General features: G+C 54.6%; 7 protein-coding genes. 6 read left to right on the top strand and 1 reads right to left on the bottom strand.

What is annotated here, in order from left to right:
- The first annotated feature begins 138 nt into the window (after positions 1–138).
- The 6 genes from PORAS_RS03100 (at position 139) to PORAS_RS03075 (ending at position 13,280) form a co-directional block, all read left to right on the top strand.
- On the top strand, positions 139–2,133 hold the full coding sequence (locus tag PORAS_RS03100; protein ID WP_004330712.1) for a urocanate hydratase: 1,995 nt from the start codon (positions 139–141) through the stop codon (positions 2,131–2,133).
- 410 nt (positions 2,134–2,543) lie between these two features.
- On the top strand, positions 2,544–5,231 hold the full coding sequence (locus tag PORAS_RS03095) for a calcium-translocating P-type ATPase, PMCA-type (protein ID WP_013760148.1): 2,688 nt from the start codon (positions 2,544–2,546) through the stop codon (positions 5,229–5,231).
- 129 nt (positions 5,232–5,360) lie between these two features.
- Positions 5,361–8,198: an excinuclease ABC subunit UvrA gene (uvrA, locus tag PORAS_RS03090; RefSeq protein ID WP_013760147.1), complete on the top strand. Its 2,838-nt coding sequence runs from the start codon at positions 5,361–5,363 to the stop codon at positions 8,196–8,198.
- Between the two features lie 6 nt (positions 8,199–8,204).
- The gene (locus PORAS_RS03085) at positions 8,205–8,588 is read left to right on the top strand and encodes a MerR family transcriptional regulator (RefSeq protein WP_004330716.1); all 384 of its coding nucleotides are present in this window, start codon (positions 8,205–8,207) and stop codon (positions 8,586–8,588) included.
- Between the two features lie 508 nt (positions 8,589–9,096).
- A complete protein-coding gene (mutS, locus tag PORAS_RS03080) occupies positions 9,097–11,691 on the top strand; it encodes a DNA mismatch repair protein MutS (protein ID WP_174258533.1) in 2,595 nt (864 codons plus the stop codon).
- 278 nt (positions 11,692–11,969) lie between these two features.
- A complete protein-coding gene (locus PORAS_RS03075) occupies positions 11,970–13,280 on the top strand; it encodes a DUF6383 domain-containing protein (protein WP_013760145.1) in 1,311 nt (436 codons plus the stop codon).
- A gap of 622 nt (positions 13,281–13,902) precedes the next feature.
- Here the strand turns inward: PORAS_RS03075 and ltrA are convergent.
- Complete coding sequence (gene ltrA, locus PORAS_RS03070; RefSeq protein ID WP_013759989.1) at positions 13,903–15,183, bottom strand: group II intron reverse transcriptase/maturase; 1,281 nt, start codon at positions 15,181–15,183, stop codon at positions 13,903–13,905.
- Positions 15,184–15,691 lie beyond the last annotated feature (508 nt).

Raw genomic sequence — 15,691 nt, 5'->3', positions numbered from 1 at the left:
CCATCCCGACTAATTCCAGTTTTGAGATGCTGGGAGAGAATTTACTTTGAATGCCTATAAGAGAAACCAATTGTGTCGCCGTATCGGCGACTTTTTAGTATCTTTGTGCAATATGAACTTAGATAACAGCCAGTAAGTATGAAGAGAACCTGTAAGTTTACGCTCGACGCTACGCTGCCCAAGTATCCCACTTTTGAGGAGGGCATCCGTCGAGCACCAGATAGGGGATACAGTTTGACCCCTGCACAAACACGTGTGGCACTACAAAATGCGCTACGCTATGTACCTAAAGAGCTACACGCTGAGCTAGCTCCCGAGTTCCTCAAGGAGCTCAAGGAGCGTGGTAAGATCTACGCCTATCGTTATCGTCCCGAGGGTGACCTCAAAGCGGGTCCTATCGATAGCTACAAGGGTAAGTGTATCGAGGGTAAGGCCTTCCAGGTGATGATCCACAACAACCTATCACACGCGGTAGCACTATACCCTTATGAGCTTGTCACCTATGGTGAGACAGGTCAGGTGTGCCAGAACTGGCTCCAGTATCGTCTCATCATCAAGTACCTCGAGGAGCTCACACAGGATCAGACACTAGTCGTCGAGAGCGGACACCCGCTGGGTCTCTTCGCTTCGCACCCCTCAGCTCCTCGTGTCATCATCACCAACTCGATGATGGTCGGTCTCTATGACAATATTAAGGACTGGGAGATAGCTGCTCAGATGGGCGTCGCTAACTATGGTCAGATGACTGCTGGTGGATGGATGTACATCGGACCACAAGGCATCGTACATGGTACGTTCAATACACTGCTCAACGCTGGCCGTCAGCAGCTACATATCCCAAGTGGTGGCAACCTCGCTGGCAAGCTCTTTGTCTCCTCAGGTCTAGGAGGTATGAGTGGTGCACAGCCTAAGGCTGCCGACATCGCTGGTGCTACCTCGATCATCGCTGAGGTAGATATGTCTCGTATCATGACTCGCTACAATCAGGGTTGGGTCAAGCATATTGCCAAGACGATCCCCGAGGCACTCAAACTAGCTGAGGAGGGTATGAAGGCTGGTGAGCCTTGCTCTATCGCTTATCATGGTAATGTGGTCGACCTGCTGGAGCACTGTGTCGAGCACAATGTACATATCGACCTACTCTCTGACCAGACGAGCTGTCACGCTGTCTACGAGGGTGGTTACTGCCCTGTGTCGCTCACCTTCGAGGAGCGCACCGACCTACTGGCACATGACAGAGAGCGCTTCTGCCAGGAGGTGGACAAGGGTCTGCATCGTCACTACGAGGCTATCAAGGCGCTTGTAGCTCGTGGCACTTACTTCTTTGACTATGGTAATGCCTTTATGAAGGCTTGCTTCGATGCGGGCATTCAGGAGATCTCACGCAATGGCGTAGACGACAAGGATGGCTTCATCTGGCCAAGCTACGTAGAGGACATCATGGGTCCTGAGCTCTTTGACTACGGCTACGGTCCATTCCGCTGGGTATGCCTCAGCCACGACCATGAGGATCTGATCAAGACCGATCACGCCGCTATGGAGTGCATCGATCCAGATCGTCGCGAGCAAGATCGTGACAACTATATATGGATACGTGATGCGGAGAAGAATCAGCTCGTCGTCGGTACCGAGGCTCGTATCCTCTACCAGGATGCTGCGGGTCGTCTGAAGATCGCGCTCAAGTTCAACGACATGGTACGTCGTGGCGAGGTCGGCCCGATCATGATCGGTCGTGACCACCACGATGTGAGCGGTACGGATAGCCCCTTCCGCGAGACATCTAACATACGTGACGGAAGCAATGTGATGGCCGACATGGCTGTCCAGTGCTTTGCGGGCAACTGCGCTCGTGGTATGAGCCTCGTCGCTCTGCACAATGGCGGTGGCGTCGGTATCGGTAAGGCGATCAATGGTGGCTTTGGTATGGTCCTCGATGGTAGCCGTCGTGTCGACGAGATCCTCCGTCAGGCTATGACGTGGGACGTCATGGGCGGTGTCGCTCGCCGCGCGTGGGCTCGCAATGAGAACGCACTGTCTACCTCTCGTGAGTTCAACGAGGAGCACTCCGATCTCTACCATATCACAATCCCCTTCCTCGTGGATGATGCTCTCCTCGATGAGGTGCTGAAGTAAACCTTCACCTAGCATAACGAAAAGCCTCGCCTCTCTAAGCAGACAGCTTAGAGGGGCGAGGTTTTTTCGTGCGCTCCCGATCCTGCTCTCAGGACTCAAGATGCTTTTCTTGCAGAAAAAGGGGATCCCTACGTGGGGATTCTCAATTCTCCACGTGAGAAAAGAAAATTCTCCACGTGGGCGAGAAAAAATTCTTCGGAGGAATCAAATGAAACTTCGGAGGAAATGTTTCTTCCCCACGTGGAGAATAAAAAATAGCCACGTGGAAAATATTAAATTTCCACGGAGCTATCGTGCTAGAGCCGTTTGACTACGATACATGATCCCTAGATCTTTTCCTGACCTTCCAGTAGGAATTAACTGAAAGTCGAAGTTTTTTTTCCGTACTTTTGCCGGACACACACTGACTAATGAAAGAAAGACACCACTACATAGGACTGACTGACGCGCAGGTCCTAGAGAGCCGCAGGGTGCATGGGGCAAACATCTTGACACCCCCTAAGAAAGCGCCCTTATGGCGGCAGTTTTTGGAGAAGTTTACCGATCCGCTCATCATCATCTTACTGATTGCTGGCGGACTGTCTATAGGCATCTCCTGCTACGAGTACTTTTGGCTGGGACAGGGTGCCGAAGTCTTCTTCGAGCCGGTAGGGATCTTCGTAGCGATCCTGCTTGCTACGGGACTAGCCTTTTACTTTGAGCTACAAGCAGACAAGGAGTTCACGATCCTCAACCAGGTGCATGACGACGAGCTGGTGACCCTCATACGCAATGGCAACGTAACGCAGGTGCCACGCCGTGAGGTGGTCGTAGGCGACATTGTACGTCTAGGCACTGGCGAGGAGGTGCCGGCAGACTGTCAACTGCTCGAAGCGACGATGCTGCAGATGGACGAGTCGACACTCACGGGAGAGCCTTTCTGCAACAAGAGCGTGCGCCCAGAGGAGTTTGATAAGAGTGCCACCTACCCTACCGATCAGGTAATGAAAGGAACTAAAGTGATGGAGGGGCACGGCATCTGCGAGGTTCTCGCCGTGGGCGACAAGACGGAGCAGGGCAAAGTGTTTGAAGCGGTTCAAATTGAGGACGATGTCAAGACACCGCTCAGCGAACAGCTCGATGGTTTAGGTCGATGGGTCACGAGGGTGAGCTACGGCATCGCTGCCCTCATCGTGGTGGGGCGTATCGTCGCTTATCTTGTCGCCAATGGCACCGACCTCTTTGGTTCTCTAGAGCAGGTGACACCGTTCTTTGCCTACATCTTGCAGACCTTGATGATTGCGGTGACGCTCATCGTCGTGGCGGTGCCAGAGGGCTTGCCGATGGCGGTGACGCTGAGCTTAGCCTACAGTATGCGTCGCATGCTACGAACCAACAACCTGGTGCGCAAGATGCACGCCTGCGAGACAATGGGTGCGACGACTGTCATCTGCACCGACAAGACTGGTACGCTGACGCAAAACCAGATGAGTGTCGATGAGATGAAGCTCTACGGAGACACGCCACAGGCACTACTTCACGAGGGTATTGCAGTCAACTCAACCGCCTCGCTCGATCTCGCTAACCCTGCCGACCCACAGGTGCTGGGTAACCCGACGGAGGGTGCGCTGCTCCTATGGCTTCACAGTCAGGGGGTAGACTACCGCTCTTTGCGAGAAGAAGCGGGGACGGTGGCTGAAGTGCCTTTCTCCACAGAACGTAAGTATATGGCGACGCTCGTTACGTCGCCCTCGCTGCAAGGCAAGCGGGTACTCTATATCAAAGGAGCACCCGAGATCGTCTTTGATCTATGCGCTGAGTCCGCTGTCAGCCGTGAGGAGCTGGAGCTGCAGTTAGCAGAGTATCAGCGTCGCGCCATGCGTACGCTAGGCTTTGCCTATCAACTAGTCGAGGAGGGTGACTCGGTGATTGAGTCAGGTCAATTGACCGCCAGCAAACTTCACTTCGTCGGCGTAGTGGCCATCGCTGACCCTGTCCGCGTGGAGGTGCCTGCAGCGGTGCAGGAGTGTATCGATGCGGGGATCAATGTGAAGGTGGTCACGGGCGATACCTCTGGCACGGCACGCGAGATAGCTCGTCAGATAGGTCTGTGGGACGATAGTCTAGATGGGGCGCATAGCATCATCACGGGGCCGGACTTTGCGACGCTATCTGACGAAGAGCTCCTAGCACATGTCAACGAACTGAAGATTATCTCTCGGGCTCGCCCGATGGACAAGAAGCGACTTGTAGAGGCACTCCAGAGTAGCGGTCACGTGGTGGCGGTCACGGGCGACGGGACGAACGACGCGCCGGCTCTCCGTGCGGCTCATGTGGGGCTCTCGATGGGCGATGGCACGAGCGTTGCCAAGGAGGCGTCTGACATTACGATCATCGACAACTCCTTTAGCAGCATCGGCAAGGCGGTGATGTGGGGACGCTCGCTTTATCAAAACATTCAGCGCTTCCTTCTCTTCCAGTTGACAGTCAATGTGACCGCCTGCTTACTCGTTCTCTGCGGAGCTTTTATGGGTACGGAGTCCCCGCTGACTGTCACGCAGATGCTATGGATCAACCTGATTATGGACACTTTTGCGGCTATGGCGCTCGCCTCGCTACCGCCCTCCGAAAGCGTGATGAAGGAGAAGCCGCGAGACCGCAACGCCTTCATACTCAACAGACCGATGCTACGTGAGATCATTGGCGTGGGCGTCTTCTTCTTTGCGATGCTCCTGGTGCTGCTCTACATCTTCCAGCGCACCGATGTGACGCAGCTGACCGACCTTCTTGGCGTGGAGCTCGGCCCGAAGGGACATGTCTCAGCATACGAGCAGACGCTCCTCTTCACGATCTTTGTGATGACCCACTTCTTCTACCTCTTCAATGCGCGTGCCTTCGAGACGGGACGCAGTGCGCTTCACTTCGAGGGGTGCCGCGGACTGCTCACCATCGTCGTGATCATCCTCATTGGTCAGATAGCAATGGTCGAGGTGCCGGGACTACAGCAGTTCTTCAACGTGACAGGGCTCAAGCTTATCGACTGGGTCATCATCTTCGTCGGCTCCTCGCTCGTTCTCTGGGTACGTGAGCTGTGGCATCTCGTGACGAGTAGAAGTTAGAGATTAGAAATTAGAAGTTAGAGATTAGAGATCGGAGATCGGAGGAGTCGGAGTGCTAGTGCCTCTAGGGTCTAATTTCTAACCTCTAACCTCTAATTTCGTATCTTTGTTCTGATAAAAGGAGTAGCTATGAAAAGAAGTCCCCTCAATGACATCATAATCCGTGGTTGCCGTGTCAACAACCTCAAAGGTATAGACCTCGACATACCCCGTGGGGAGCTAGTCGTGATCACGGGTGTGAGCGGTTCGGGTAAGAGTTCGCTCGCCTTCGACACGCTCTACGCTGAGGGGCAGCGCCGCTATGTGGATAGTCTCTCGTCGTACGCACGGCAGTTTCTCATGCGCATGAAGAAGCCTGAGTGCGACCAGATCAAGAACCTTCCGCCAGCCGTCGCTATTGAGCAGCGGGTGGTCAGTCGCAACCCACGCTCTACCGTCGGCACCTCCTCCGAGATCGACGACTACCTGCGTGTCTTGATGGCTCGTGTGGGCAAGCTCTACTCGCCTATCAGTGGCGAGCTGGTCAAGCGGCACACGGCTGCCGACGTCGTCGAGGCAGCACACCAGATCCCGACCGATAGCAAGCTCTACATCCTAGCAGATCTCTATCCGCCTGAGGGGCGACGTCTCATCGAGCATCTGATGCTCCTGCAGGGTCAAGGGTACAACCGTGTCCTCATCGACGACACCATCTATCGTATCGAGGATGTGAGCAATAAGGAGCTACGTGAGGCGGAGCATGTGCAGCTGATCGTGGATCGTCTGACCGTTCGCACGGGCGACGACAGCTACGAGTCTCGTCTCGGGGACTCTATCGAGATAGCGCTCTACGAGGGGCGGGAGACCTGCACCCTCCGTTGGCAAGATAGTGAGGGAGCGTGGAGCAGCGAGGGCAGGCGCAACTTTAGCGCACGCTTTGAGGCGGATGGACGCACTTTTACGGAGCCTACGCCAGACCTCTTCAACTTCAACAGCCCCGCGGGAGCCTGCACCGTCTGCGGAGGCTTTGGCTCGATCCTCGGCATTGACCCCGAGCGGGTGATCCCCAATGACAGCCTATCGCTCTACGAGGGGTGCGTGGATTGCTGGCGCGGGGCTAAGTCTTCCGAGTGGGCGAAAGCTTTCATCCACGAGGCGAAGCGCTTTGACTTCCCTATCCACACGCCATACGCTGAACTAACGCAGGAGCAGCGTGACCTGCTCTGGCACGGACATGAAGGCGGAGGTTGGGGCAAAGGAACGCTCTACGGCATCGACGACTACTTCGCCATGCTCCAGAAGGATGTTTACAAGATCCAGAACCGTGTGCGCCTGGCGCATTATCGAGGCAAAAGTGAGTGCTACGCCTGCCACGGCGGTAGGCTTAAGGAGGATGCCTTGCTCTTCACCTATATGGGTAAGAACTTTCACCAGATCGGGCAGATGTCGATCCGTGAGGCATTGACCTTCTTTGCCCAAGAACTAGAGAACCCTGAGGAGGCTAAGATTGCGGAGCGTCCACTCAAGGAGATCCGCAACCGACTACGCACACTAGACGGCGTGGGGCTCGGTTACCTGACCCTAGACCGACGCTCTAACACCCTCTCGGGCGGTGAGAGCCAGCGCATCAACCTAGCGACACGTCTGGGCAATAGCCTCGTCGGCTCGATGTACATACTCGATGAGCCGAGCATCGGACTGCACGACCGGGATACCGATCGGCTGATTGCGGTCATCAAGGAGCTACGTGATCAGGGCAATACAGTCATCGTCGTGGAGCATGACGAGCTGACGATACGTGCGGCCGACTACCTCATTGACATGGGGCTTGATGCGGGCCGTCTCGGTGGCGAGGTGATCTACCACGGCAAGCCGAGCGACATAACGCCCGAGACACCAGGCTACACGGCGGCTTATCTCACGGGGCGCGAGGAGATACCTGTGCCAAAGCATCGTCGCCCGGTACAGCGCAAGCTGACGATGCACCGGGTGCATAAGAACAATCTGAAAGGCTTCGACGTAGACATACCGCTCTTTACCATGACGGTGATCACAGGCGTGAGCGGTTCGGGCAAGAGTACCCTCATCTCCGACCTCCTTGTGGAGGAGCTACAGCGCATCATCAATGCACGTCCTCGCGAGACTCAGAGCCGTATGCTGACGGGCGACATTGACCTCGTGGAGCAGGTCCTTTACGTGGACCAAAACAGCGTGGGGCGCAGTTCGCGCTCCAACCCTGTCACCTATATTGATGCCTTTACGCCGATCCGCGAATTGTACGCTGACCAGCCTTTGGCAAAGCAGATGGGCTACAAACCTTACTTCTTTTCCTTTAATAAAGAAGGCGGACGCTGCGAAGTGTGCAAGGGCGATGGTGTCGTCGAGGTGCCGATGCAGTTTATGACGGATATCACGTTGGTCTGCGATGCGTGCGAGGGAAAGCGCTTTCAGAAGAACATCCTCGAGGTAACTTACCACGGGGTCAACATTTACGACCTGCTGGAGATGACGGTGGACCAAGCGATTGAGTTCTTTACCAAGTACCCTGCCGACCAGACGACCTCGATCATTCGTCTCCTCGAGGGGTTGCAGCGTGTCGGCCTAGGTTACCTACAGCTAGGGCAAAACAGCTCGACGCTCTCGGGCGGTGAGAACCAGCGTCTCAAGCTCGCCTACTACCTCGGTCGCGATCACGAGCCGCACACGCTCTTCGTTTTCGACGAGCCGACTACGGGGCTACACTTTCACGACATATCTACGCTCCTAGCCGCTTTCAGAGACTTGATCGACCAGGGGCACTCGGTACTGATCATCGAGCACAACATGGAGGTGATCAAGAGCGCCGACTACATCATCGACCTAGGGCCCGATGGAGGCGACAAGGGTGGACAGCTCGTGGTAGCTGGCACCCCCGAAGAGGTAGCTGCTTGCCCCGACTCGATCACCGGTCACTACCTCAAGGAGAAGCTCACACCCCGCAAAGCGTAAGACCCTATGGACAGCAAAAAGCTCTACTACTCTCACCGAGAGGTGTCTGAAACGCTCCAAGAGAGTCAGTCGACGGTGCGCTACTGGGTCGATACCTTTGCCGTGCAGGTGCGTCGTAGCAGCACGGGACGACTCAAGTACTCGCAGGATAATCTGCGCGAACTGCAGCTGATCCGTCACCTGCTACGAGAGTCCAACCTAACGATCGACGGTGCCAAGGCGACTCTCCGCCACAATCCCCAAGAGGCGGAGCAGCGTGCCGAGGCGATCGCCCAGCTCAAAGCGGTGCGTGACGAACTTGTCGAGCTACGCCAGCTCATCGAGCAGATCGAGCGCTACACCTCCGCCAGCGAAGTGCGTGACCGCCTTCGCCAAGAGGGACTTCTCTAGCCCCCTCGCTTCAGTTCCTCCAATCTTACGTGTAGCGATCTGCTTTCTAAGTTCATATGCAAGTAAAAAGCGAAGTTTTTTCTCGTTTCGGAAGTTCGGTCGACTTCTCGTCGGGGAACCGCTCGGCGGGGTGGAAGCTTCCACCGTAGGGGCGGACCTGCGTGTCCGCCCGTCCTCACCTGAGCGCAGTCTATTCTGCGGGCGGACACGTAGGTCCGCCCCTACACAAGCTACGTCAGCACGACAATTCCATTCATCAAACGCTGTAACCTCGATCTGTAGGGACGCACGGCTCGGACGCAGACCGTCGGTGCGTCCGTCCCCGTTAAAACTACTATGCTGTAACCTTTGATACAACGGACGCTCAGACCGAGCGTCCCTACAGCGAGTTACAAGGTTTTAGGGGGATGCCGAGACGAAGCGTATGCTTTTTTTTGGTACTTTTGGGGCTATAACGACCTAAGAGACTATTTATCCCGTGGCTAAGAAAGAGATCGCCGAGACCCCGATGATGCGGCAGTACTTGCAGTTCAAGAAGAAGCATCCCGATGCTATCTTGCTCTTTCGTGTGGGCGACTTCTACGAGACCTTTTCCGATGATGCCATCGAGGCGTCTAAGATCCTCGGGATCACGCTCACCAAGCGTGCCAACGGAGCCGCGCAGCATGTCGAGCTGGCCGGCTTTCCCCACCATGCGCTCGACACTTACCTGCCTAAGCTGGTACGGGCGGGCAAGCGGGTGGCTATCTGCGATCAGCTCGAAGATCCGAAGCTAACCAATAAGTTGGTCAAGCGTGGCATCACCGAGATCGTTACCCCTGGCGTGGTCACCACGGACAATGTCCTCCAGAGCAAGCAAAACAACTTCCTCGCAGCCGTTTATCCGCAAGCTAAAGGGGAGAACCGCTACGGCCTAGCACTACTCGACCTCTCGACGGGAGAGTTTTACGCCAGTGAGTGCACCGATCAGGTACTCGCCAAGCTCGTCTCTGGCTACAACCCCAAGGAGATCCTCATCGAGCGCAAGCATCGTGACCATCTGCAGCGCCTCCTTCAGCCCGAGGGGCATCTCTCGGACTACGACGACTGGATCTTCTCCGAGAGCAACAACCGGGAGCGTCTCCTGCAGCACTTCGGCACGCTCTCGCTCAAGGGCTTCGGCATCGACACCCTCCCGCTAGCGATCACCGCTGCGGGCGCCGTACTGCACTATCTCGACATGACGAAGCACACCGAGATAGGTCACATCACCCGCATCGTGCGCATTGATGAGCAGCGACATGTGCGCATCGACGGCTTTACGGCACACAGCCTAGAGCTCACCACCCCGATGAATGCGGGCGGCACCACGCTCCGCCAGATCCTCGACCAGACGGTCACCCCGATGGGCGCTCGTCTACTGGATCAGTGGATAGCCTTCCCGCTAAAAGAGCTCCAAGCGATCCAACAGCGTCAGAGCATTGTGGCAAACCTTGTGGACAATCCGCAGCTGCGCACCCAGCTCACTGACCAGATGAAAGAGATAGGCGACCTGCAGCGCCTCGTGGGGCGTGTCGCCATGGGGCGCATCACCCCTCGCGAAGTGGTCCGCCTCGGGCTCTCCATCACACTCATCGCCCCCATACGCCAGCTCGCTCTAGATGAAGGCGAGGAGACCCTCACGGCACTCTGCTCGCTACTCGATCCCTGCGCGCAACTGTGCCAGCAGATCACCTTCCAGCTCAACCCCGAGGCGCCACAGCAGATCGGCAAGGGGGAGACCATCGCTGAGGGCTTTTGCGAAGAGCTAGACCAGCTGAGACGCTTGCTCAAGTCCGGCAAGCAATACCTCGACGACCTCCTCGCCCGTGAGACAGAGCACACCGGCATCAGTAGTCTCAAGATCGGCTTTAACAATGTCTTCGGCTACTACCTTGAGGTGCGCAACACCTACAAGGAGCAAGTACCCGAAGAGTGGATTCGCAAGCAAACGCTCGTCAGTGCCGAGCGATACATTACCCAAGAACTAAAAGAGTACGAAGAGAAGATCCTCGGCGCCGAAGATCGTATCCTAGCACTGGAGCAGGAGCTCTTTGCGAAGCTCATCGGGACGCTTCAACAGTTTGCCAACCAACTCCTACAGGATGCGCAGATCTTAGCACAGCTCGACGTCCTCGCCTCACTGGCAGCTGTTGCCAAGGCGTATGACTACTGTCGCCCCACGCTCAACGAGGGGTACGATTTGGAGATCGTTGACGGTCGCCACCCAGTCATCGAGCGCACCCTCCCAGCGGGGCAACCTTACATCCCCAATGATGTGCGGCTCTCCCCCATCGACTGCCAAATCATGATCATCACAGGCCCTAACATGAGCGGTAAGAGTGCCCTGCTCCGCCAGACGGCGCTTATCGTGATCATGGCGCAGATGGGAAGCTTCGTGCCCGCTACCTCAGCCACCATCGGCATCGTCGACTCGGTCTACACCCGTGTGGGTGCTTCGGACAATATCGCCGTGGGCGAGTCCACCTTTATGGTTGAGATGCAGGAGGCTGCCAGCATCCTCAACAACTTGACCCCTCGCAGCTTGATCCTCTTTGACGAGTTGGGGCGTGGCACCAGTACCTTCGACGGGGTCTCCATAGCGTGGGCTATCGTCGAGTACCTGCACAGCACGACACAGGGACGTGCCAAGACGCTCTTTGCCACGCACTACCACGAGCTCAACGAGCTAGCCGACCACCTCGAGCGGGTGCAGTGCTACAACGTCTCGGCACGTGAGATTGACGGCGAGATGCTCTTCCTCCGCAAGCTGGTCCCAGGCGGCTCAGCGCACAGCTTCGGTATACAGGTAGCGAAGTTGGCCGGTATGCCCACCTGGATCGTGGCGCGAGCTGGCGAAGTGCTCCAGCACTTAGAGGCTTACCGCACCGAAAGCGACCAAGCCCCCGACTCAGCCACCCCCAGCACCTCCCAGAGCGGAGGCATGCAAATGTCTATCTTCCAGTTAGACGACCCGGTCCTCACGGCTGTCCGCACCAAGATCAACGAGCTAGACATCAACAACCTCACGCCCCTGGACGCACTCAAGCAGCTCGACGCACTCAAGCAGATGCTCAACAACTAACGAGTAGCGACACTCATACAAGTAACCCTGTGTAGGAATACGTTTCTACACAGGGTTACTTGCTTGAGTCCTGTCGATGCTAGCCGTGCGTCCCTAGACAAGGCTACTCGTAAGATTTGCAAGATCTAGCCGTTATAGAGAAGTTGCTTGGTTATAAGTTTTTTTATATTTGCCGTCGAGGAGGTTATCCTAATAAAGGAACAGCTCAGAAGTTGCAGCGAGCTCCCTTGCCTCTTCACTTGGATGCTTTACTATTAACCCTTTAATGCCTCATCGCTATGAAGAAATTACTACTATGCTGCTTGGTCGGGCTCTCCATGTTGCTCGTCAAGCCTCTCTATGCCGGTAGTACAGACAAGCTACTACCTGTGGGGAATAGTATCGAGAACCGCCTCGTCTATGAACCGATTGAGGTGGTTTATCTCGACTTTTCCGTTGCTATCGCCATCTCTGATGGTGCCAAAGCCACGATCACCTGTGATGGAGAGCGTATGGCAGAGGGTGTCATCACGATGGGTGATGCCCGTGGTCAGAGTCAGGCTGCCATCCTCTTCGACAAGACAATCCTGCCAAAAGGTAAGTCCTACAAGCTGGAGGTGCCTGCGGGTGCTATTTATACTCGCGATCAGCCAACTATTGTGATGGATAGCTACGTCACACCCTTTACGGTACCTGAGTACATAACTACTAGGGAGTGCTCTATCCAGGAGGGTGATACCGTCGGGTATACCAACTTGATTAGCTTTTACTACGACACGGAGACCGAGCCTCTAGGCACTCCTATCGCTACACTCTATCGAGAGGGGGTACCCATCAAAAGCGTTGCTGTGAACATCACATGGGACTGGGAGCTAGGTCAGATGCATGCACACTTTGGTGAGTACGTGGACTTTGAGGAGGGTGTACACTACACTTTCACACTGCCCGAGGGGAGCATGACGCCACGATTTCGTACAGACATCACAAATGCTGAGAGTAGCGTGAACTTCATCGGAGGTGCTGCCACTCCTCCATCTGGAACTCCAGACCAGACCCCTTCGCTCTGCTTCGTAAAGTGTAGCCTCTTTGATGGGACTACACATTCAGATATACTCAACGAAGTGTACTTCTACTACAATGAGCCGATCAAGCTCTCTGATGATCCTAAGATACAGCTATTTAACTATAGCGATAAGAGCCTGATCAAAGAGGTGACACCGACATTGACGCATGATGATGTCTGGTGGATTGTTGCTTGTGACTTTGGTGGAGTACGCATTCCAGATGATGGAGCTACGCTCGTTATCACAGCGGGCTCTATACTCAGAGCTGGTGATAATAAGGGACAAAACGATAAGAACACGATCCGGGTCACCCCGACACCTCAAAGTACCGATCAGGTAGAGGCTAATAACCCATCTATATACGGACATAATGGGCAGATCATCATAGACAATGCTCCCATGGGCGAGCCAGTCTCAGTCTATGCCGTAGATGGAGGTCTCATCGCCAGGAATGTGATCTCAGCGCACTCCTTTGTGCTCAGCGTGGAGCCTAATGCTGTTTACGTAGTCTCCTTGCAAGGACGCACTTACAGAGTCATACTCTAGAGTCGATGTCTCTGCACTGACTTGTCGCAGAGCATCAGCACTCAGCTGTATCTAGACACGAAGGTGTACTCCTTTGAGGTCTGATCCTTAGCTCCTAGAGCTACTACCATTTATTCAGTCTCACGATCTCACATAAGGTCGTGAGACTATTTTTTTGTACGATTGCCAGACTAGGAGTTAGCGGGAGGGCGTCCGTTGCATCAAAGGTTACAGCAGCGTGTTTTTGACGGAGACGGACGCACGGACGGTCTGCATCCGAGCCGTGCGTTCCTACAGCGGTTTACTCGTCTCTAATCTCTAACTTCTAGTCTCTAATTCAATCTCCACGTGGAAAATCCCAAATCTCTACGTGGCTATTTTTTATTTTCCACGTAGGCGAGAAACATTTCCTCCGAAGTTTCATTTGATTCCTCCGAAGTTTTATTTCGTCCCCACGTGGGGATTTTTTCGTTCCTCCCTGGGGATTTGAGAATTCCTCCCTAGGGATTTGAGAATTCCTCCCTGGGGATCGTTTTTTCTGCGAGGTCTATAAATCGAGTAGGTCGGGAAACGAAAGTTTTCTGACCTACTTTCGTTTCCTTTCCTCTCACACCACCGTACGTGCCGTTCGGCATACGGCGGTTTAATTCGTTTTCAAAGAGTGTCTAATCGCATAGTAGTCCAAACAGCTTACGAGGCCTCTGCGGGCTAGCACATCTTTCGATATTGCTCGTACCACGCATGTACGTCTCACCACCCATTCGTAGCGGTCTCCGCTGCACGAGGTGAGCTTGGCTAAGTCGTTGCAGATACCAAGCTTGCGTAGCCCCCAGGCTCGCTTTCGAGGTGTTTTCCATTGCTTCCATATCACCTTACGTAGCATCGTGCGCAGATGTTCGTCTATCCCTACCATCTTGCCTTTCATAGCTCCAATGGCAAAGTAGTTTATCCATCCACGTATCACTCTGTTCAGCATTGTGATACGGGCAGTCATGGAGATGCTCCACGAGCGTTTGCATAGTTTCTTCAGCTTCCTGACAAACTTCGCTACGGAGTCCTCGTGAGGTCTTGCCGTCCACTGCTTGGTCTGAGGGGATTTGTAAAATCCAAAACCGAGGTACTTAAGTTTGCTCGGTCGGCAGACGTGCGTTTTGGTGGCATTGACCTTAAGCCCGAGGACACGCTCTATCCATTGGGTGACAGAGTGCATCACTCGTTTGGCACTTGCTTCGCTTCTTACTGCTATGACGCAGTCGTCTGCGTATCGAACATAGCGCAGCCCCCGTCTGACCATTTCCTTATCTAGCTCGTTGAGCATCACATTGCTCAACAAGGGGGACAAATTGCCACCTTGGGGCGTGCCGAGTTCTGTGGCTTCGTAAAGACCATTCTCCATTACGCCCGACTTCAGATACTTGCGTATCAGACTTTCGGTGTCTGGGTCATGGATCACACGACCCACATAACTCATCAGTTTGTCTTGTGGAACATTGTCGAAGAACTTCTCCAAGTCTATGTCAACTATCCACTCCGCTCCCTCGTTGAGGTATTCCAAAAGCTTCTGAACGGCTTGCTCACAGCTCCTGCCGGGGCGGAAGCCGTAGCTGTTCTCTTGAAACTCTGCCTCGAAGATGGGAGTCAGGACTTGGACAATCGATTGTTGAAGGGTTCGGTCGACAACGGTCGGGATACCGAGCTTGCGTACGCCTCCGTTGGGCTTAGGTATCTCAACCCTCCGTACGGGGGCTGGCTTGTACCTACGCTCTAGGATCGACTGCTTGATGCTCGTCCAATTGGCGTTCATATAGTCGCGGAGCTCCTCGACTTTCATACCGTCTATACCCGAGGCGCCCTTGTTGCTCACAACACGATTGAGTGCCTCGCGTACATTATTCTTGGCGAGTATCTGTTCGATTAGTTTCATCTTCCGTCTTTCTTAATTTCCGCTTCCGATGCTCGCGTGCTTAGCTCTATGTGGTCGATCGCATTGACGTTTTGACCGTTGCCACTCGTCAGCAAAAACATCGGAACATACATTCTTGATTAACGTTACGAATTATTCGGTCCTTCGCCTTGTTCTGCGCGAGAACGGCTACTTCGACCTCTGCTGACTCCTCGACATTCGTTGTTACTATCCTTGAGGACTGCCGAGGCCTCACGGGATAAGCCATACATCTTTCATCGTTTACCTGCCTAATTTACGCATCAAGGTTACGGTTGCCTTTTGGAGCTTCACTGTCGCGTGCCAGCTTGTCCGCTTGATACGCCTTGGTATTAGGTTTCTGTTCGTCAGGCCACGAATTCGCTATTGCTTCTTCTCTCCCAAGGGTCACCCCTTGAAACTTGCAAGTCGCTATGGGGTTCGTTGGCAACTACGCCCCGTGTGGACTTTCACCACAGATGTATGACATGCCCGTCATACACACAAAGAT

The sequence above is a fragment of the Porphyromonas asaccharolytica DSM 20707 genome, from assembly GCF_000212375.1.
Taxonomy (GTDB): Bacteria; Bacteroidota; Bacteroidia; order Bacteroidales; family Porphyromonadaceae; genus Porphyromonas; species Porphyromonas asaccharolytica.
This window is presented reverse-complemented; position numbering and strand designations above follow the sequence as displayed.

What these genes read in the sequence shown, in the direction of transcription:
- mutS (WP_174258533.1), top strand. Translation starts at nt 9,097, where the DNA reads ATGATGCGGCAGTACTTGCAGTTCAAGAAGAAGCATCCCGATGCTATC.
- PORAS_RS03095 (WP_013760148.1), top strand. Translation starts at nt 2,544, where the DNA reads ATGAAAGAAAGACACCACTACATAGGACTGACTGACGCGCAGGTCCTA.
- PORAS_RS03075 (WP_013760145.1), top strand. Translation starts at nt 11,970, where the DNA reads ATGAAGAAATTACTACTATGCTGCTTGGTCGGGCTCTCCATGTTGCTC.
- PORAS_RS03085 (WP_004330716.1), top strand. Translation starts at nt 8,205, where the DNA reads ATGGACAGCAAAAAGCTCTACTACTCTCACCGAGAGGTGTCTGAAACG.
- ltrA (WP_013759989.1), bottom strand. Translation starts at nt 15,183, where the DNA reads ATGAAACTAATCGAACAGATACTCGCCAAGAATAATGTACGCGAGGCA.
- PORAS_RS03100 (WP_004330712.1), top strand. Translation starts at nt 139, where the DNA reads ATGAAGAGAACCTGTAAGTTTACGCTCGACGCTACGCTGCCCAAGTAT.
- uvrA (WP_013760147.1), top strand. Translation starts at nt 5,361, where the DNA reads ATGAAAAGAAGTCCCCTCAATGACATCATAATCCGTGGTTGCCGTGTC.